General features: G+C 58.3%; 23 protein-coding genes. 14 read left to right on the forward strand and 9 right to left on the reverse strand.

Features of this window, described 5'->3' with window-relative positions; translation table 11 throughout:
- Positions 1 to 338: 338 nt before the first annotated feature.
- Positions 339 to 503, forward strand: a complete 165-nt coding sequence (locus tag VB780_RS28035) for a hypothetical protein (protein WP_323354487.1) — start codon at positions 339 to 341, stop codon at positions 501 to 503.
- Positions 504 to 782: 279 nt separating this feature from the next.
- Entirely contained in the window at positions 783 to 1,394 is a 612-nt protein-coding gene (infC, locus tag VB780_RS28040; RefSeq protein ID WP_323354488.1) for a translation initiation factor IF-3, read from the forward strand.
- Positions 1,395 to 1,518: 124 nt separating this feature from the next.
- On the opposite strand, the gene VB780_RS28045 is transcribed toward infC, so the two are convergent.
- From VB780_RS28045 to VB780_RS28055, 3 genes are all read right to left on the reverse strand, one after another.
- On the reverse strand, positions 1,519 to 1,707 hold the full coding sequence (locus VB780_RS28045) for a hypothetical protein (protein ID WP_323354489.1): 189 nt from the start codon (positions 1,705 to 1,707) through the stop codon (positions 1,519 to 1,521).
- Between the two features lie 158 nt (positions 1,708 to 1,865).
- Positions 1,866 to 2,951, reverse strand: coding sequence for a D-alanine--D-alanine ligase family protein (locus VB780_RS28050; protein WP_323354490.1), 1,086 nt, complete (start codon positions 2,949 to 2,951; stop codon positions 1,866 to 1,868).
- Positions 2,952 to 3,160: 209 nt separating this feature from the next.
- Entirely contained in the window at positions 3,161 to 3,565 is a 405-nt protein-coding gene (locus VB780_RS28055; RefSeq protein ID WP_323354491.1) for a VOC family protein, read from the reverse strand.
- Between the two features lie 106 nt (positions 3,566 to 3,671).
- Here VB780_RS28055 and VB780_RS28060 point away from each other — a divergent pair, with 106 nt between their 5' ends.
- Positions 3,672 to 3,956: a hypothetical protein gene (locus VB780_RS28060; protein WP_323354492.1), complete on the forward strand. Its 285-nt coding sequence runs from the start codon at positions 3,672 to 3,674 to the stop codon at positions 3,954 to 3,956.
- A gap of 161 nt (positions 3,957 to 4,117) precedes the next feature.
- Positions 4,118 to 4,768 carry a glycerol-3-phosphate 1-O-acyltransferase PlsY gene (plsY, locus tag VB780_RS28065; protein WP_323354493.1) on the forward strand — a complete coding sequence of 217 codons (651 nt, stop codon included), beginning with the start codon at positions 4,118 to 4,120 and terminating at the stop codon, positions 4,766 to 4,768.
- Between the two features lie 144 nt (positions 4,769 to 4,912).
- Here the strand turns inward: plsY and VB780_RS28070 are convergent, their stop codons facing one another.
- Positions 4,913 to 5,515: a fasciclin domain-containing protein gene (locus VB780_RS28070; protein ID WP_323354494.1), complete on the reverse strand. Its 603-nt coding sequence runs from the start codon at positions 5,513 to 5,515 to the stop codon at positions 4,913 to 4,915.
- A gap of 246 nt (positions 5,516 to 5,761) precedes the next feature.
- Entirely contained in the window at positions 5,762 to 7,165 is a 1,404-nt protein-coding gene (locus tag VB780_RS28075; RefSeq protein WP_323354495.1) for an MFS transporter, read from the reverse strand.
- Positions 7,166 to 7,281: 116 nt separating this feature from the next.
- Here VB780_RS28075 and VB780_RS28080 point away from each other — a divergent pair, with 116 nt between their 5' ends.
- From VB780_RS28080 to cbiT, 5 genes are all read left to right on the forward strand, one after another.
- Positions 7,282 to 7,947, forward strand: coding sequence for a hypothetical protein (locus VB780_RS28080; RefSeq protein ID WP_323354496.1), 666 nt, complete (start codon positions 7,282 to 7,284; stop codon positions 7,945 to 7,947).
- 124 nt (positions 7,948 to 8,071) lie between these two features.
- The gene (psb28, locus tag VB780_RS28085; RefSeq protein ID WP_323354497.1) at positions 8,072 to 8,407 is read left to right on the forward strand and encodes a photosystem II reaction center protein Psb28; all 336 of its coding nucleotides are present in this window, start codon (positions 8,072 to 8,074) and stop codon (positions 8,405 to 8,407) included.
- A 14-nt stretch (positions 8,408 to 8,421) separates the two neighbouring features.
- The gene (locus tag VB780_RS28090) at positions 8,422 to 8,910 is read left to right on the forward strand and encodes a MogA/MoaB family molybdenum cofactor biosynthesis protein (protein WP_323354498.1); all 489 of its coding nucleotides are present in this window, start codon (positions 8,422 to 8,424) and stop codon (positions 8,908 to 8,910) included.
- A 23-nt stretch (positions 8,911 to 8,933) separates the two neighbouring features.
- Positions 8,934 to 9,773 carry a DUF3598 family protein gene (locus VB780_RS28095; RefSeq protein ID WP_323354499.1) on the forward strand — a complete coding sequence of 280 codons (840 nt, stop codon included), beginning with the start codon at positions 8,934 to 8,936 and terminating at the stop codon, positions 9,771 to 9,773.
- Positions 9,774 to 9,847: 74 nt separating this feature from the next.
- Positions 9,848 to 10,447 carry a precorrin-6Y C5,15-methyltransferase subunit CbiT gene (gene cbiT / locus VB780_RS28100; protein WP_323354500.1) on the forward strand — a complete coding sequence of 200 codons (600 nt, stop codon included), beginning with the start codon at positions 9,848 to 9,850 and terminating at the stop codon, positions 10,445 to 10,447.
- A 44-nt stretch (positions 10,448 to 10,491) separates the two neighbouring features.
- Here the strand turns inward: cbiT and VB780_RS28105 are convergent, their stop codons facing one another.
- Together VB780_RS28105 and VB780_RS28110 are read right to left on the reverse strand one after the other, a co-directional pair.
- Positions 10,492 to 11,160 (reverse strand): response regulator transcription factor, encoded by a 669-nt coding sequence (locus VB780_RS28105; RefSeq protein WP_323354501.1) that lies wholly within the window; start codon positions 11,158 to 11,160, stop codon positions 10,492 to 10,494.
- Positions 11,161 to 11,228: 68 nt separating this feature from the next.
- A complete protein-coding gene (locus tag VB780_RS28110; RefSeq protein ID WP_323354502.1) occupies positions 11,229 to 12,524 on the reverse strand; it encodes a sensor histidine kinase in 1,296 nt (431 codons plus the stop codon).
- A 258-nt stretch (positions 12,525 to 12,782) separates the two neighbouring features.
- Between VB780_RS28110 and VB780_RS28115 the strand changes: the two genes are divergently transcribed.
- Both VB780_RS28115 and VB780_RS28120 read left to right on the forward strand, forming a co-directional pair.
- Positions 12,783 to 13,211: a hypothetical protein gene (locus VB780_RS28115; protein ID WP_323354503.1), complete on the forward strand. Its 429-nt coding sequence runs from the start codon at positions 12,783 to 12,785 to the stop codon at positions 13,209 to 13,211.
- Between the two features lie 106 nt (positions 13,212 to 13,317).
- A complete protein-coding gene (locus VB780_RS28120; protein ID WP_323354504.1) occupies positions 13,318 to 14,703 on the forward strand; it encodes an efflux RND transporter periplasmic adaptor subunit in 1,386 nt (461 codons plus the stop codon).
- Here the strand turns inward: VB780_RS28120 and VB780_RS28125 are convergent.
- Complete coding sequence (locus tag VB780_RS28125; protein WP_323354505.1) at positions 14,678 to 14,827, reverse strand: hypothetical protein; 150 nt, start codon at positions 14,825 to 14,827, stop codon at positions 14,678 to 14,680. The genes VB780_RS28120 and VB780_RS28125 overlap by 26 nt on opposite strands.
- 122 nt (positions 14,828 to 14,949) lie before the next feature.
- Between VB780_RS28125 and VB780_RS28130 the strand changes: the two genes are divergently transcribed.
- From VB780_RS28130 to VB780_RS28140, 3 genes are all read left to right on the forward strand, one after another.
- Positions 14,950 to 16,179, forward strand: a complete 1,230-nt coding sequence (locus VB780_RS28130; protein WP_323354506.1) for an ABC transporter permease — start codon at positions 14,950 to 14,952, stop codon at positions 16,177 to 16,179.
- Between the two features lie 4 nt (positions 16,180 to 16,183).
- Positions 16,184 to 16,927 carry an ABC transporter ATP-binding protein gene (locus VB780_RS28135; protein ID WP_323354507.1) on the forward strand — a complete coding sequence of 248 codons (744 nt, stop codon included), beginning with the start codon at positions 16,184 to 16,186 and terminating at the stop codon, positions 16,925 to 16,927.
- 334 nt (positions 16,928 to 17,261) lie between these two features.
- Positions 17,262 to 18,344, forward strand: a complete 1,083-nt coding sequence (locus tag VB780_RS28140) for a hypothetical protein (protein ID WP_323354508.1) — start codon at positions 17,262 to 17,264, stop codon at positions 18,342 to 18,344.
- Between the two features lie 104 nt (positions 18,345 to 18,448).
- Here the strand turns inward: VB780_RS28140 and VB780_RS28145 are convergent, their stop codons facing one another.
- Positions 18,449 to 18,805 carry a hypothetical protein gene (locus VB780_RS28145; protein WP_323354509.1) on the reverse strand — a complete coding sequence of 119 codons (357 nt, stop codon included), beginning with the start codon at positions 18,803 to 18,805 and terminating at the stop codon, positions 18,449 to 18,451.
- Positions 18,806 to 18,857: the final 52 nt, after the last annotated feature.

An 18,857-nucleotide genomic window follows, 5' to 3' on the forward strand; every position in this document is an offset into this window, starting at 1 on the left:
ACGAACCCCCCTCTACTCTAAGAAGTAGAGGGGGGTTCGTTTAAGGAAAATTATTTGACTTAATACTCTTAGAGGTTGCCTCGGCGCTGTCTTGACTGAGCATTTGCTTTAAGCTTCTGTGAAAGTGATCACTTAATAAAGTCGACAGGGCTAGGGTGGCTATGTGAAGGATATGGATTATCATATTGTGCTGTATGACTAAGTCATCGCTGTAATACCCAACCATCCTGGGGCTGACCCTATGACTGGGCCTGGGCCTATATCTGGGGGCAGCCTGGTTTGTGGGCTAGTGGGAGACAGTGCGGCGACAGGCCCAGTTTCAGCAGCAGATCGAAAACATGGCCACTGTCCTACAGCGCAGCTTCAACCGTTACACCGACGTGCTGACGTTCTTACAAGATTACTACTGGGTCGTAGGACAGCCGGTGTTTGCTGGGTTTATAGCGCGATCGCTCTTGACCTACCCCGGCATTCAGGCGCTGGAGTGGGCTCCGCTGATGTAGGCTCCGCTGATGTAGGCGGACGATCGTCCACACCGACGTCACTCAGCACCGTGGCCATTGGCACATCGCCAGCACCGAGGGTCAGAGCACCACCATCACCGTACAGCTGCCTCTGGAGTGAGCCATTGCAGTTTCTATTACGAAATCTTCACGTTGGAGGAGAGAACCTATCGGCTGGGAGATGTGGCTGTAATCGGCCCAGCGTATCCTTGAAAATGAAAATAAACGGTTCCCAGTTTGCTAAAGTACCTACAGGCTAAGTCCTGCGGTCTTTCGGCTGTGGGCTATTGTAGTTTTACCTTTCCTCTATATAGGAGGAACGAATGGGTTGTCGCGGTATGCGTCAATTCAGGGAAGCTTTCTAAATTTTTCTTGCAGAATTCGGAGATTTGTCTTATCGCTAAGAAGCAAAAAGCCATTGTTAACCGCGACATTAGAGACCCTGAGGTTCTACTGATTACTCAGACTGGTGAAAATCTGGGCGTCACCGACACTAGAGACGCCCTCAGGATGGCCAAAGAGAGCAAACTCGATCTGGTGGTCGTCTCCCCCAGTGAAGATGGCCCCTCCGTGGCCAAGATCATGGACTACGGTAAGCTTCAGTACCAGCAGAATAAGCGCCAGAAGCAGACCTCTCGTCCCTCCGTCAAAGAGGTTAAGTTTCGCCCCAACATCGGCGAATCTGACTATGCCCTGCGTATCAACCGAGCCACTGAGTGGTTGAGTAAAGGAGACTCGGTCAAGTTTTTAGTGCGGCTGCGAGGGCGAGAACACCAGCACCGCGATCGCGCCACCGACCTTCTGAATCGGGTTGTAGAAGATCTGAACGACGCCGGTAAGGTGCAATCCTTCGATCACCGCTCTCTCACCCTATTCCTGTCGCCGTCGTAACCTGTCGTCAGCACAATCCGCCGCTTGGCATAACCTGTTACCAAAGAAAAGCAGGGGTTCAACCGACCCCTGCTTTTGTATTGAAGGACTGTTTCAACGTCTAAACCCAGTGTTCCCCGGTCGCCTACGCGCGCGTACCGGGGACAATCATATTCAGCAGCATTGCCACGGTGCGCCCAGTGGCAATGCCCGACGAAAACATGCCGCAAATCAAGGAGGGGGTATTGGCCAGGGCATCGGGCACAAACGACACCCCCATGCCCAGCCCCAGAGCGGCCACCAGAATCTCCGCCAGGGAGTCTGCCAGGCGCACATCTTCTAACCAGCAAAATACGTATAGGGTTACTCGTGGGAGCCACAGCCGCTCGGGGTATGCTGGCCCCAGGATTTTCTCCTAAATTGTCGTTTTGGGCACAAAAGCTCCCGCTCATCGGCCCTAGCGGCAGCTCGATCGCAGTTGGAGCCCATGATCTAGTCCTGGGTCTCGCCGCTGCCGGTACGCTCAAAGCCCAGCTGAATGAGGGTGTCTACCAACTCGGCAAAGGTCACGCCGCTGGCCTCCCACATCATCGGGTACATGCTGGTGGCGGTAAACCCTGGAAAGGTGTTGATCTCGTTGATTAACACCTCTCCGGTGGCTTCTACGTAAAAGAAATCCACCCGTGACAGACCGGCGGCATCGATGGTCTGAAACGCCGCGATCGCCATCTCCTGAATGCTGCGGACCACCGCCTCGGGCACCGCAGCGGGAATGGTGTGCTGCGACTGACCGCTGGTGTACTTGGTCTCGTAATCGTAAAAATCGCTCTGGAAGGTGATTTCGCCCAGCAGCGAGGCTCTGGGGTTGGCGTTGCCCAGCACAGCACACTCGACCTCGCGGGCCACCACCCCGGTTTCGACGATGATGCGGCGATCGTAGCTGGCGGCGCTGTCGAGGGCGGCTTCGAGTTCTTTGCGGGTGGTGGCTTTGGCAATGCCCACTGACGAGCCCAGGTTGGCGGGTTTGACAAAGCAGGGGTAGCCCAGCTCGGCCTCGATGCGATCGCACAGCTTCGGAAACACGCAGGGGTTCGACCACACCTCCGCTCGGCTCACCGCCAGGTAGTTCACCTGGGGTAGCCCAGCCTGGGCAAAGGCCGCTTTCATGGCAATCTTATCCATCCCCACTGCTGAGCCCAGCACGCCGGAGCCCACGTAGGGCCGCTGCATCAGGGTAAAGAGGCCCTGTACCGTGCCGTCTTCGCCGTTAGGGCCGTGCAGCACCGGGAACCAAATGTCAATGGTGGCCATCTGATCAAACTGCGGTAGGCGATCGCGGGCAGTAGCCAACCGGGCGTCGGGCTGTTCTTGAGGGGGAACGCCAGCGCTTAGGATTGACTCAGCGGCTGCACCAGCTAGCCAAGCGCCGTCTTTGCCAATGTAAACCGGCAGCACCCTGTATTTTGCGGCGTTGGTGCCACTGGCCAGGGCGCGGGCGATCGCCTGGGCCGAGCGAATCGACACCTCATGCTCCCCCGAGCAGCCGCCAAATACCAGACCCACCGTTACTGTTGCCATGGAAATGTCCTACCAGTGCGCCAATTGCGGATAAGAGTATCACAGCAGCGAGGCCACATAACCCACCCCTAATTTCAGGCAAAAAAAAAGCCCTAGGATCCCTCCAGGTATCCCAGGGCTAACAATCAGGGTGCATCTACCTTTCTCTAATACGCAGCGGGTAGCCTCCATCCGGACAGTTGCCCAAAAGTTTGGCCCAGCTCAGTGCATCACCCCCCGTCGCCCGAGGGGGCTGCCGGTACGCTCAGTTCCAGCAGGTTGCCGTCGGGGTCGCGAATGTAGATCGACCTCAGTGTCTCTGTTGCCCCGGTGCGGCGTACTGGCCCAGCCACAATCGGCACACCCAGAGCTTGAAGATGGGCCTCAGCCGCGGCTAGGGAACCGCTGATTAAAAGGCACAGATCTGCCGAGCCGGGCGTGGGTACCTGGGCATGGGGAGCAAACGACGCTCCGGCCTGGTGCAGGTTAATTTTTTGCTGCCCGTAGCGCAGAGCATGGCGACCGTCACCAAAGCTCACCGCCGCCATGCCCAGCACCGACTGATAAAACTCGCGGGTGCGGGCAATATCGGCCACGGTGAGCACCAAGTGGTCGAGCGCGACAATCTCAATCATGGGCTAGCCAGTTTAAATATCATTGGCGTTTAAATCAGTGAGTCCTGTGGTCTGTGGGTCGTCACGGTGCATAATGCCATTGATATATGGTGTGGCAGAGTGAGCGGTGAAATATTTTTTTCTTTCGGATGGTTGGGTGACGGGCCGGGTATGGGAGTTTGGTGGCCTGTGGAACGAACTGGGTTGGCAGCGTAAACCCCACATGCGCCGCCTCAACCTGTCGATTCAAGAACAGGGGGAAACCCTCTGGCTCTACCAAGTCGAAGAAACGGTGCTAATGGTAGAGGTCAAGCCCGAGGGGGCCACCCGTGAACCGATTGGCCAGGTGGTGCTCAAACGATTGATTACCGCTGAACAGGTGATCGAGCGGCTGTGTGCCGCAGCGGGCTAGTTAGACTTTTCTTGCCATCTTTAAAGGTAGGCCCCCAATCCTCCTAGACTAATAGTGAAGATAATGAAGAGCGGTTTTCCCTCACCCCAAGGGCCTGGATGCAGGGGCACTTTCCCGATGGCACCGCGTCAGATTACACCACGTTTTAAGGACATAGGGCGTTGGCGGTTCTAGCAATTGTGCTGCTGTTGGCAGCGGCGTATCTATTGGGCTCGATTCCTACCGGCTACCTGGTGGCCAAGGGAGTCAAGGGGATTGATATTCGGCAGTATGGCTCGGGGGGCACTGGGGCCACCAACGTGCTGCGAACCGTGGGGAAAGGAGCGGCGATCGCCGTTCTGCTGATCGACCTACTCAAGGGACTACTGGCGGTGCTGGTGGTGGCGGCGGTCTGGCCCCAGGTGGCGGCGCTGACGGCGCTGGCTCCCCTCTGGCAGCCGTGGGTAGCGGTTGGGGCTAGTCTGATGGCCCTAGTGGGCCACAGCAAGTCGGTGTGGATTAACTTTAGCGGCGGTAAATCGGTGGCCTCTGGGCTGGGGGTGCTGATCGGCCTGGCCTGGCCGGTGGCCCTGGGGGCGGCGATCGCCTTTGGCCTCACCCTGGCCCTGAGCCGCGTTGTGTCGTTAAGTTCAATGGTGGCGGCGATCGCGGCGAGCATTCTCATGGTGGTCACGGGCCAGCCGTTGCCCTACGCCGTGCTGGGGGTACTGGGGGCGTTCTACGTCCTGCTGCGCCACCGCAGCAACATCGATCGCCTACTGGCCGGCAGCGAACCGCGTTTGGGGCAACAGTCTTCTGACCACGGCGTCTAGCCAGACCAAAGAAACTCCCCCGGAGCAACCCTAGCTAGGGCTGCTCCGGGGGAGAATTGGAAGGAGTCATGAGAATTACAAGGTCGGGCTAGACGTTAAAAGTGCTGACCCCCGACCGAGGAACTCGATGGTGCTAGAAAGACTCTAGAGAGTTAAACCAGGGGGCAGAATCACCTGGTCAATGGCGTGGATAACGCCGTTGCTGGCCTGGATATCTGGGGTAACTACCATGGCTTCGTTGACCATGACATCACCGGTAGCCTCATCCACCTGGATGGAGACGGGGGTGCCAGCCGCGGTGGGTACTTCGCCAGTGGTGACTTCAGAGGCAGGAACTTCATCCTGGAGCACGTGATAGGTCAGAACCTGACGCAGCAGATCCTGGTTTTCAGGCAGCAGGAGTTCGTCTAGGGTGCCTTCGGGCAGAGCCTCAAAGGCCTCATTGGTGGGGGCAAACACAGTCACAGGGCCAGAGGCGCTGAGGGTCTCGGTGAGGTCAGCGGCCTCAATGGCTTCCACCAAAATGCTGAAATCTTCGTCGCTGGCGGCCACATCAACCACGGTGTCGCCTTCAGCCATGGGATCGGTGGCGGGCTCTTCGGTAGCCATGGGATCTTGCCCAGGCGCAGTATCTACAGCGGTGTCAGAAGTTTCAGTACCGCCGCAGGCAGCTAGCAGAGCCGCAGCACCCACGCTGGCAAAACCAACCATCCAGCGTTTTGTCTTAGAGGAGCGAATAGTAGTCATAGGAACAAATCCTTATACTCGAAACTGCATGCACAAACGTGCGGAATCAGAGCAAAAAAAAGCACGCCTCACGGAGGCGAAGCTGTTAAAGCACTTAACGTACCTTAAGGAATGTTCTTAACCTAGCCCTCTGTCGCAGGGTAGAACCCAATGTTGCCGACTGCCGGAACCAATCTGCCCTAGAGCGCTAGGGTGAGGCTGAAGGGCAGTGTTGAGATTCTGCCTGCATACCCGGTTGGGGGCTGCTCAGTTCGCCGCTGTTTCGTCGTCAAACTGCTGCTGGCGCTGGTCTTGCAGCGCCAGCAAAATCTGCTGATGGCGATCGCGGGTAATTGGGTAGCGGTAGCAAAACCACAGCCCCCCCGCCAGCAGCAGGGCGGGCAGGGGGCCAATCAGCAGGCGAATGGCGTTGAGGGCCGCCACGGGCTGAGCCTCGGCGCTGGCCAGATACCCCGTCCAGCTCAACACCTGGCCCGAGATAAACAGCGCCAGGGCCAGCCCCAGCTTTTGCAAAAACACCAGAGCGCTAAAGTACAGCCCTTCCCGCCGCAGGCCGGTGTTGAGTTCATCGAGGTCAATTACGTCGGGCAGCATGGCAAAGGGCACCACATACAGCGTGGCTACCCCCATTCCTGCGATCACCCCCAGGGTATACATCCAGGCCACCTGACCGGGCTGTACCGTGGCCAAGCCCCCCAGGGCGATCGCCGCCAGGGGGGCCCCCATCAAAAACACCGTGCGCTTGCCCGTGCGTTTGGTCACCCAGTCCCACACCCAGAGCATGGCGATCGCCGTCCCCTGCACCGCCAGGGCCATCTGGGCAAAATGGGTGGCGGGCAAGCCCATCCAGGCCCCGACAAAGTAGGGCAGCATGGCGGCGGTCACCTGTACGCTCATCCAGCCGCAGAGGTAGAGGCCCAAAACCTGGCGAAACGCGCTGTTGCGAAACACGGTGCGTAGCTGGTTCAGCAGCGATGGGGGAGCGGCGGCCCCCGACAGGGGCGGGCGGCCCCGCTGCACCTGCCAGTAGCGCCGGTAGGTACCCGCCACGCAAATGCCAATCACCACCAGGGCCAGGCTGGCCGACAGCATCCCCAACAGCGCATACTGGCGGGCCGGGTCGGCCACCCGCGCAAACACGATCTGAGCCATTACCAGGGCAAAAATACTGGCCCCAATGCTAAAGGCCGACTTCATACCAATTAAGTCGGTGCGCTCGTCGTAGTCGTCGGCTAGCTCCGCCGCCAGGGCCGTGTAGGGCAGCTGCACCGCCGTGAAAGCTGCAAAGGCAAAGATCGATAGCACAATGTAGTAGGCAAACACCCCCATCTGGGTGGGGAAAGGCGGCACCACCCACAGCAGCACCGAGCAGATCGCCAGGGGAATCACGCCGCCCAGCATCCAGGGAAAGCGGCGACCTAGAGGCGACTGGGTGCGATCGCTCAGCCAGCCAATCAGCGGGTCGTTGATGGCATCCCACAGGCGGCCAAACAGCAGCACCGAGCCCGCCAGAGCCGGGCTCAGCCCCGCCACGGTGGTAAAGAAATACAGCACAAAGAATGCCGACAGGCTGGCGGGCACCGCTGCCGCTAGCTCGCCCACGCCGTAGGACACTTTGACCGAAAGAGGCAGGGGCGGTAGCTTAGCCAACGAATAGGGCTCCAGGTCAACAGAGCAATATCATGTCACAGGTTTTGGGGCAGCGGGGGCGATCGCGCAACGCGATAAGATAGCGGCGATATTGTTTAGCGGGTGATGGAGCCACCATGACAATCCCCATAGCCAAGGTCGCCACAGTTTTGCTGCTGGTCATGGGGCTAGCCAGTGCCTGCGATCGCCCAGCCCCGACCGCCACCTCCTCTGCCCCCCTCGATACTCCTGTTGCCGAAGGGCCACCACCACCACCCGAAGGGGCATTTTTGGCCCAAATGTCGCCCACCCAGACAGATCAGCTCACCAGTCTGGGGATCGAGGTGGTGGTGCCGGGGCAAGTGCCGCCCTCCTTTGCGATTGTAGAGATGCGGGTTGACTCAAGCGACACAGGCCCTGGCTATCTGGTGGTCTACCAAAATGACCGCAGCCAGTGCTTCGCCGTTGAGTTTGCCGCCGAGGGCATTGGCGATCCCCCCGCTACCGAAAGCCGCATTCCCATTCAGCCGCCGCTGTTTGGCGACCAGGGTTATGGCCTCAACTACGGCCCCTTTACCGAGGCCGATCTGCGGGCCGAGTTCCCTAATGCCAACCTGTTTACCGACTGGATGGTAGGGACTTCTGGCGCTTACCGGCTAGTGGGGGCCGCCTACATTGGCGACCTGTTTGAGTCGCTCCAGAGCTGCGAAGATGTCAGCCCCGAGGAGGCCGTGGCCCTAGTCGAATCCTTCACGGTGCTGACCGCCGATCCCATGGCCGATCCCCTCGGCAATACGCCTTAACGATCCGGAGTAGATCGGCTTGCCCCCGCGCCTGCGGTAGAGTTGCTCCTCGCGTCAGATCCGGTTCCGGTATCGTGCGAGAATGAGTTTTTATAAATGGCAATCTTAGATTAGGACATTTGGCATGGCCGAGATTCAATTTGCCCGTGGCGTTGCAGAACCCGTTATTCCTGACGTGCGGCTCACCCGCGCTAAGGATGGCTCCGACGGTACCGCCACCTTCTACTTCGATCATCCCCAGGCGCTCTCCCAGCAGGAAGGGGTGGAAATCACCGGCATGTACCTGGTCGATGAAGAGGGCGAAATGGTCAGCCGCGAAGTCAACGGCAAATTTATCAACGGCGAACCGGCGGGCATTGAGGCCACCTACATCATGAAAAGCGAGGCCGAGTGGGATCGCTTTATGCGGTTTATGAACCGCTACGCCGAGCAAAACGGGCTGGGCTTTACCAAGAGCTAGGAAATCCTCCGGCTATGGCCCATCCCCAGTCGTTAGACAGACCGTTGCGCTGTGCGGTCGTCACCGTGAGCGATACCCGCACCGTTGAGAGCGATCGCAGCGGGCAACTCCTGCAAACCCTGCTGGCCGAGGCAGGCCACCAGGTGAGCGACTACCGCATTGTGCCCGACGAGCCGGGTCAGATTCGCCCGCTGTGCCAAACTCTGGCAGTGCAGGTTGACTGCATCATTCTCACCGGGGGGACGGGCATTGCCCCCCGCGACACGACTTATGATGCGATCGCCGCCCTGCTAGAGAAAACCCTGCCGGGGTTTGGCGAAATCTTTCGCCAGCTCAGCTTTCAAGAGATTGGCTCCCGCGCCATGGCCTCCCGCGCCGTGGCCGGAGTTTATCAATCCACCTTAATTTTCTCGCTGCCGGGGTCGAGCAAAGCAGTGACCCTAGCCATGGAGGCGCTGATTTTGCCCGAGCTGCCCCACCTGGTTAGCCTGATGCAGGGCTAAGTTTGCTGTCTATTCACCGCACTATGACCTCGGCTACTTCGACTCAGTGGGCGCGTCTGCTCAAAAACCAGGGCACTTGGGTCGGGTCGTTTACCCAAGTGTCGCCGACGGGGGGAATTTTGCAGGACACCCCCTCGGAGGTGGCGCTGATTCCCCTCAACGAGGGCAACACCATGCGCCAGGAGATCCGCAAGCGCCCTTCCGGACAACCCCCCAGCGAAACAGTGTTGGAATACAGTTCCCTCGGGCGGGGAGTGCTGTTTTGCGAGACCGGTGCTTTTTCCCAGGGGTCGATTCAGCGCAGCCCGGTGAGCGAGTTTGGGGCCGAGCTGGGCTTGATCCACGGCAGCGATCGCCTGCGCGTGGCCCAGGTTTTTCCCCGACAGCCCACCCTGGGTAGCCTGACGCTGATTCGCGAGCATTTGGCTGGTACGGAACCCACGCCGCGCCCCGCGCTGACGGTGGATCAGCTGATTGGTACTTGGGTGGGGGAGGCGACCACGGTGTTCCCCGACTGGCAGCCCCAGCAGTCGATGGCGACCCGGCTGGAGATTCAGATGGGGGCCGATGGCACCATTGCTCAAACCCTGACCTTTGGTACCAGCCCCGCCATCCAGTCCCAGGGTCGGCTGGTGGATTCAACCCTGCGGTTTGACCAGGGCTCTCAGCCGGTCACCGTCTTACTGTTGCCCTCGGGGGCGTCGGCCACCTTTCCCACCGAGATTCAGTCGGGGCAGCCGCTGTTTTTGGAAGCGGGCTGGCTGATTACGTCCACCCTGCGGCAGCGGTTGATTCGCACCTACAACGCCCAGGGCACATGGGAAAGCCTGACCCTGGTGACGGAACAAAAGAGAACTGCCTGAACCCTGCTGAGAATCGAGAGAACTGCCTCGCCATCCCCGGCCATAATAGAGCCAGCGCTACTTCCGGCAGTTCCATGACGAAACTCTGGCCCTACGCCACCCCCGGCATTCCCGACCACCTGTTCGAGCAGCTGCCCGGCATTCCCCTCAGCAGTCGGGAGGTGCGGCTGCTGCTGCTGGGCTACCTGCGCCTCAAACCCAAAGACGTGCTGTGGGATATTGGCGCGGGCACCGGCACCCTGGCCATTGAGGCGGCGTTGATGATCCCCGGTGGCAGGGTGGTCGCCGTCGAGCGCGACGGGGATGTGGCCGAGTTGATTCGGCGCAACTGCGATCGCTTTGACCTCACCAATGTGCAAGTCATCCAGGGCAGCGCCCCCGGCTGTCTGGGCGAGTTGCCCCACCACCCCGACTGCATTTTTGTCGAAGGCGGGCGCAACCTCAAAGATATTTTGCTGGCGGCGTGGGACTACCTGCCATCGCTGGGGCGGGTGGTGGTGACGGCGGGAAATCTGGAAACCCTCTACGTGGTGTCAGAAACCTTTGCCCAGCTGCGGGTGCGCAATATTGAAGCGGCCCAACCCGCCGTCAACCGTCTAGAGACCAAGGGCAACTACCAGGTGTTTACAGCCGTAGACCCAATCTTTATTCTCAGCGGCGAAAAGTACGAGTGATAGCAGGTTTTGCTGGGTTATATCCGGTTTGTTAGGGCAAATGTTTACCCTTCTACCCTTGGCCAAAAGCCGCTGGCATAGAGCGCCGCCTGGGTGCGATCGCGCAGCCGCAGCTGGCTCAAAATGCTAGTGACGTGGTTGCGCACCGTGCGTTCAGAAATATAGAGCGTCTGAGCAATTTCGCGATTGCTGAGGCCGTTGCTAATCAGCTTTAGCACCTCTTGCTCACGGGGCGATAGCCCGGCCAGTTCAGGGGGAATTAGCGCTGCGGGCAGTTCGGCGGGGGCCGCAGGGAACTGGGTTTTTTCGAACAATCCTGGCCCCATGTGGGTGTAGCCCTGGTGGACGGCACGAATGGCGATCGCCAGTTGCTCAATAGGGATTTGTTTGAGCAGGTAGCCCTTCGCCCCGTAGCGCATCGCCTGCTGCACGTATTCGTCATCGTCAAAGGTGGTGAGCACCAAAATCTTCACCCCCGGAAAGTCGTCGCAGATCTGGCGGGTGGCGGCGACCCCATCCACCTGGGGCATGCGTACATCGATGAGCACTACGTCGGGCCGGTTAGGGGTCGTGTAGAGAGCGGCGACCTGCTCCACCGCCTGCTGGCCATTTTCGGCCGTGCCCACCACGCTGAGATCGGGCTGGGCGTCGAGTAGGTTGGCGAGCCCCTGGCGGATGATGGTTTGGTCGTCAACGAGGAGGAGGCGGATCATGGTGTGAGGGGGTGAGGGGTGGATCGGGTAGGGTGCAGTCGCGACAGCACTGCACCGATTACGGATTCTTAGGCGGGATGGTCGATCGCCGCAGGTAGAGGCAAAATTACGCTGATGCGGCAGCCAGCGTTGGGGGCGCTCCAGATTTGGCAGGTGCCGCCGAGGGCGATCGCTCGTTCGCGCATGCCCCGCAGGCCAAAGCCCGTGGTGTTTTTGCTGGGGTCAAAGCCCTGACCGTTGTCGAGCACCTGGAGGTAAACGCGGCTGGGCTTGGCCCCTAGCTTGACCTGCACGGCGGTGGCTCGGCTGTGCTTCACAGCGTTGGTCATCGCTTCTTGGACAATGCGAAATAGGGCCAGCTTGATGTCGTCGGGCAGGGTTTCAGGCAGCTCGACGGAGCAATCAGCTCCCATGCCCGCCGATTTACACAATTCGTCCACTAAGAGGGGTACCGCCGTGGTTAGCGATTGCTCCTGCAAGGGGCTGTTGCGCAGGGCCGAGACCGACTTCGACACGTCTCGCAGGGTTTGGTAGGCCGAATCTTTGGCGCTAGTGAGGTAGCCTCGGGCCTGGTCGGCCTGGGAGGGCAGATACAGCAGGGCATTCTCTAGCAAAATAGTTTGGGCGGTTAGCGCGTGGCCGAGGGAATCGTGAATTTCGCGGGCGATGCGGTTGCGCTCTTGCAGGGTGGCCTGGTTTTCGATTTGGGTGGCGTAGTGGCGTAGCTGCTCGTGGGCGGCGGCTAGCTCTTGCTGGCTTTGGTAGACCGACAGCAGCGCATTCACCAGCAGCGACACAAACACCAGCACCAGGCCAAACACAAACATGGCGTTGGTCTGAAACACGTTGAGGCGCGTTGGGTCGGGGGGAAAGCCCACATGCTGCAAGAGATCTTCGTGGAGAGGAATGCCGCGATAGGCGATCGCCGCCGCGCCGTGAAAGACAAAAATAATTGCCACCACCACCACCTGACCCCAGGTTTTAAATCGCTGGCAGCTGCGCACCACGACCACCAGCCCCAGCAGCGGCAAAATGCGCATCATGGCGGGTACGTGGGTTGTGGCCAGAGCTAGCAGCAGCAGCAGCAGCAGCTCCATCGCCGTGTAGAGCAATTTGTGCGATCGCCGCACCGGCTGCCACAGCCCCACCCCGCCCAGTAGGGCAATAGTCAGCAGCTCTAGCCAGGCCACCCCCATCCTAAAGACCAGGCCAAAGGAGGGCAGGGTCATGCAGACGGCAATGCCCAGCAGCACCCACTCGACGTAGAGCAGCTGGCGCAGGGGTGAGGGATGGGTCAGGTCAGCCCCAGAGGACGAGGCCCTCTGGGAGTCGGTTTTTGACGCGTTCAGGAACTCAAATTTCACTGAGGTTGGCACCTGCTATCTGCCTCCCACTGTACAAGCCGTAAATGGCCGTGACCAGGGGCTCAGATCCCACTGCGGCCCAGTTTCAGTAGGACAAATCTCCTAGCTTCAGGGCTCCATCACAGCGACATTTGCCCCAGAGGGTTTGGGAGCTTTGCTTCAAGCGCGAGCGGGGGGTTACTCCCTAGGATGGGGCTACCCCAATCGGGTTGGTTGTGTGTTCCACTGTTCCACTGCTCCAAATGGAGAAATTAAGCCATGACTAAGTTGTTAACCCTTCGCAATGCCGGGCGCGTGCTGCTCGGCTTTAGCGCCGGGGTGCTGCTGGGGGGCGGTCTTGCCCTCGCCCAGATGATGCCCAATGCTGGCCCCCAGGCCATGCAGGATCTCGATCTCAGCCGCACCCAAGTTCAGCAGATGCGATCGCTGATGGAAGACTACAAAAGCTCGTTTGAAGCGGTGTTGACCGATGAACAGCTAGAGCAGTTGGAGTCACTGCGGGTCGATCAAATGAGTCAGCAGAGCGGGGGAGAACCCCAAGATCTGCTGGCGCAGCTCGACCTCAGCGACGCTCAGCAATCTGAGCTAGACACGCTGCGCGACCTGATGATGGCCGAATTTGAGGACATCTTTACCGCTGAGCAGCTCGAACAGCTCAAGACCATGGGGCTGCTAGAGACCCTCTAGATGCTCCGACGACTTTCCACTCCCTAAACATCACTCCCCGCTTCTCTTAGCCTCTACCCCGAGGCTGAGGGAAGCTTTCCTCACAACAGTTGCAGATAGAGAACCTATGGCCGAGTCTTTTTCGACAGCTCCTGTATCGGGGGAGCGATCGCCCGATGACAACCCTATGGACGCGCCTGTAGACGCGGGCGCACCAAAGCGCTGGCCTCGGTGGCTTTGGCTGCTGGGCTTGCTGGGCTTGCTGGGGCTGGTGCCCATTGTCGGGCCTCGAGTAGGGCTGTTGCCGTCGCCCCCCAGACGCGAGGCGGCGAGCAGTGACCTCAACGCCCTGACTCAGCCGGTCGAAACCGCTGCCTTGACGGTGCGGGTAGAGGGGCGGGGCAGTGTGGTGGCGGTGACTACGGTGAATCTTAGCCCCAAGACCACGGGGCGATTGGAGGCGCTCTATGTCGATCAGGGAGTCACGGTAGCGGCTGGGCAAGTGCTGGCCCGCATGGAGGGGGGCACGCTGGAGGCCGAGCTGGCCCAGCGTCGCGCTCAGCTGGCTCAGGCTGAGGCTGAATACGATCGCACTGTGGCGGGCAATCGGCCTGAGGCGATTCGTCGGGCTGAGTCGCAGGTGGCCTCGGCTGAGTCGCAGGTGGCGTTGGCGGTGAGTCAGCGCGATCGCTTTCGAGACTTGGCGGCCCAGGGGGCGATTTCTCAAAATGAGCTTGACCAGTACGAAACCGAGGCCCGCAATGCCGAGGCCAGCCTGAACGAAGCGCAGCAGCAGCTGGCTGAAACCGCCAGTGGCTCTCGCCCGGAAGAGATTGCGGCGGCGGCGGCGGCGGTGGCGGCGGCTAAGGCGCAGGTTGAGATCATTGCTACTCAGCTAGACGAGGCGACGATTCGCGCTCCGTTTGGTGGGGTGGTGACGCAGACCTATGCGACGGTGGGGGCGATCGTGACGCCAACGACTAGCGCCTCGGCGACGGCATCGGCGACGTCTAGCTCGATTTTGGCGCTGTCGTCCGGGCTGGAGGTGGAAGTTGAGGTGTCAGAGGCGAGCATTGGCCAGGTGGCGGTGGGGCAAACGGTGGAGATTGTGGCGGATGCCTACCCCCAGGAGTCGTTTAGGGGGCGGGTTGAGCGGGTTGCGCCGGAGGCGCTGATTGAGAACAATGTCACGGTGTTTCAGGTGACGGTGGAGCTGCAAACGGGGTTGGATCGGCTGCGGTCGGGGATGACGGTGGCGGCGACGTTTGTGGGTGAGACGGTGGCGGAGGCGTTGCTGGTGCCGACGGTGGCGATCGCGACTGAGAATGGCCAGCTGGGGGTGCGGGTTGCTGATGGGTTGGGCAATCCGGTTTTTCGGCCGGTGACGGTGGGGCTGACGCAGGGGGGGAAGACGCAGATTTTGACGGGGGTGGAGGGGGGCGATCGCATTTTTCTGGATATGCCGAGGGAGGAGGGGGGATCGCCGTTTAGTCCGCCGTCGCCGCCGGGTTAGGGAGGCGGCGCACAGTAGGGGCCGAAAGCCAGATCAGCTGCTGGGGCCATTTCGCAGGCCCCAGACCCCCGTCGAGCAGGACGTTCCGTCGTCCTGCACCTCCCGGAAAGGATTGGCCGATCATCGGTTTAAACCTCTGTTCTGCGAATGGACTTGTGAGCAGCTGCGATCGGCATCACATCACATCCTCATCCCTCACTCCCCACCCATTTACCCACCTACTCCTTACCCCCTACCCCCACTCCTATGTCTCTCAACATTCTCGAAAATGCCGCGATGGCGGTCAAAACTTTGAACGCTAATCGGATGCGCAGCGGTTTGACGATGCTGGGGATTGTGATTGGCAATGCGTCAGTAATTGCGATGGTGGCGGTGGGGCAGGCGGCGCAGGGGTTTGTGACGCAGCAGTTTGAGGCGTTGGGGACGAATGTGTTGTTCATTTCGCCGGGGGATGCGCAGCGGGGGCCGCAGGCGGGGGTGGCGCGGGCGGATACGCTGACGCTGGATGATGCAAGGGCGATCGCTTCAGAAGTGCTGGCAATCCAAGCGGTGTCGCCGGAGAAGAGTGAGCGGCTGCGGGTGACGCAGGGTGCGGCTGAGACCCAGTCCAATGTGATTGGCACTACGGCAGACTACCCGGTGGTGCGAAATGTGACGGTGGATCGGGGGCGGTTTTTGCACCCGGTGGATGCCCAGGGGGGTCTGACGGTGGCGGTGCTGGGCAGTGAGGCGGCGCAGATTTTGTTTGGCAGCCAGGACCCGCTCAATCAACGGATTCGCATTGACGGGGTGGGCTTTACGGTGGTGGGGGTGGCGGCGGAGCGGGGGTCTTCCTTTGGCCAAAACCAGGATGAGGCGATTTATATTCCGATTGAGGCGATGGTGAGCCAGATTACGGGGTTGGAGTCGGGTCAAACCAGCCCTACGGTGCAGACCATCGCGGTGTCGGCCCGCAGCGAGGCGGATACCAGCGCGGCTCAGTACCAGATCACTAACCTGCTGCGCCTGCGCCATGAGTTGCGCGATCGCGACGACGACTTTACGGTGCAGAGTCAGCAAGAATTGCTGTCTACGGCGGCCAGCGTATCCGACATTTTGGTGCTGTTGCTGGGGTTTACCGCCAGCATTTCGCTGCTGGTGGGGGGCATCGGCATTATGAACATCATGCTGGTGTCGGTCACCGAACGCACCCAAGAGATTGGTCTGCGCAAGGCGATCGGGGCGAAGGGCGCAGACCTAATGGCCCAGTTCACCATTGAAGCGGTGATTTTGGCGGTGACGGGTGGGCTGGTGGGGATAGTGTTTGGGGCTGGGGGCGTTGGCCTGGTGGCGCTGCTGAGCCCGCTAGAGGCGGGGGTGAGCTGGGTGGCGATCGCGCTTTCGTTCTCGGTTTCGGGCGGCATTGGCCTGGTGTTTGGCATTTTGCCTGCCCGCCGCGCTGCTCAGCTTGACCCCATCGTTGCTCTCCGGAGCTAAACCTATGGCCCTCATCGAACTCGATCGCGTCAGCAAAACCTACGGCAGCGGCGAACTCACCGTCCACGCCCTACACCCCGTCAGCCTCACCATCCAAGCTGGGGAATACTGCGCCATTGTGGGGCCGTCGGGGTCGGGCAAATCGACGGCGATGGTCATTCTCGGCTGCCTCGATCGCCCCACCAGCGGCACCTACCGCCTCGACGGCTACTCTGTGAACAGCCTGGGAGCCAATGCCCTGGCAGAAGTGCGCAACCGCACCCTGGGTTTTGTGTTTCAGCAGTTTCACCTGCTGCCCCAGCTCACCGCCCTAGAGAATGTGATGCTGCCCATGGTGTATGCCAACTTGCCCAAAGACAAGCGCAGGTCACGCGCCACCCGCGCCCTGCAAAAAGTCGGCCTCGGCAATCGCCTGCACAATCGCCCTAACCAGCTCTCGGGCGGGCAACAGCAAAGGGTGGCGATCGCTCGCGCCATTGTCAACCGACCCAAACTCTTGCTCGCCGACGAACCCACTGGAGCCCTCGACTCCCAAACCAGCCAGAGCATTATGCAAATCTTCGCCGACCTCAACCGCGAAGGCATGACCCTGGTAACGGTCACCCACGACAAGGAAGTGGCTAGTATGTGCGATCGCACCATCACCTTCCGCGATGGCCAGGTCATTGCCGACTCCCGCTCCCCAGCTACTAGCTCCACTAGCCCCGCCCGATCTACCAAACAACTCATCCGCAAAACAGAGGATTAAGAGTACAGACGCTCCCCGTCAACCGTGAAGCAAATCCGACCACCAAGCCATGTGTTAAAGATCACCTAAGGAGCCGAAATTTTGAATGAGGGAGTGATTACACTGAAACTTTCTGCCTAACTACCCATAATAGGTGCATTAGATGGACGGCTTTCATCTAATCATCTCCAGGTGGTAATTAAACTGACAGACTTCCACTTAATTATCCGCATAAGGGCATCAGGCAGAAAATCTCTCTATTATAATTACGTGCTGGGCTGCTTAAGGTTTTACCAAAGGCAGCATATTTATTTTGATTAGACTAAATCACAAAGAGTGAAAACATCAATAGAATATGAAAATTTACGCTATATCACTTGCGGGTAATATCTATTGGAGGATTCATCCCAACAATCCACCAATGCTAAGGCTTAAGTCCTTGCCTGGATTGTTTTTGATCAATCCTCTGATCTATTCAGAAATAGAACTAGCCTGTAGAAATTTTATTTTCAAAAAAGTTGCAATTATTAATAGCACGGTCATTATTTCGACGGGAGGTTTTATATTTGGAACTTTGCTTGAGGAGTTTGATCCTACTTCACTTTCAATTCCTGTAGAAAAGGCGAAGATTTTTCGGATTGGGTCAGAGGGAAAAACAGGTTCTGATATATTCGATGTACTTCCTACTTATGTAGAATACTTCTCTTCAAGCCTGCGTCAAGCAAGCAAACAGGTTACGATTCCTACAAGTTTTTCCGTTATTGCTAAAGGTGAACTTATTGAGCTACCTGAATTAAATTTCACAGAAGCTAAAACATTAGAAGTCTCCATACCAAGATATACGTTAGAGACAGCAGTTACATGGAATAATTTAGTAGATGCAGATTTGGATTTTTTGATTTCAAAAAACTTTGTATACGAAAGACTGTTGCTCGATGCAATCCACGCTTACAAAGACAAAGATTACAGAAGGTCTCTGTTATACACAGCTATTTCTGTTGAGACATTAGCAGCGACAAAATTAGATGAAGCATATGACCTTATTATTCAAAATGGAGATATTGATAATGTCTTGAGATTGGTTTCCCTTTCTCGGAAAGGAGGAATTTTAATTACCAAAGATCCTGTCTATGAGTTATTGCGTAGTAGAAGTAAGTTCTTAGAGCTTCTTCATGAGATATCTTTGTATGTTTTTGGAAAATCTTTGCTTGTCGATAACGAAGTTTTATATCAAAAAGCTAGTAAACTTTATAAAACTCGAAACAAGATAGCGCATTTAGGTGAACCTCATGCCGGAAATCAGACAACATTTGCAATGTCTGAAGAAGATGCGTTAGAAGCTATAGAATGTGCAATAAGTATCTTTCAATGGTTTGAGGTGTCAACACAGTTTCCTATTCCTAGATTGTCCTTCGTTAACGGGTATTCACCTTTATAAGGTCTTAGTTTACAGGCCAACAATTCTGGTGCAGCGGATTAACTGAAGCCACTGAGGTAAGAGTCATAGATATCGTCAACCGCTGACCCGAACCGTTGCCGCTATTACTCTTCCAGCACGCGCTGAATTCGACGCTCTAGCTGATCGAGATCCAGCCCACCTTCGTCGCGGCTGATGCGGCGCACCGTCGAGTTAACCTTCGTTAAATCCTCCAGCAGGTCAGTCAAAATTTCCTGCTGCTGCCGCGACTGAATCACCTCACGCGGTTCCTGCACCAAATCGCGCACGATGGTATCTTCTGCCCGCGAGGCCACAACCGGGTCAGTGTGCCCCTCCAAATACACAAACGTCCGCCGCCCAGGCCCGCGCTCCTCCTCCACCGGTTGCAGCGAAGTCACCTGATCCGATCGCACATACTTACCAAAGCCCAAGTGCACCAATACCGACGATTGAATCTTCATACTGCGTCTTACATCTACTGTCGCTATATCCCCATGATAAAGACTTTTCAGA

The organism is Leptolyngbya sp. CCNP1308 (genome assembly GCF_034932455.1).
Classification (GTDB): domain Bacteria; phylum Cyanobacteriota; class Cyanobacteriia; order Phormidesmidales; family Phormidesmidaceae; genus Nodosilinea.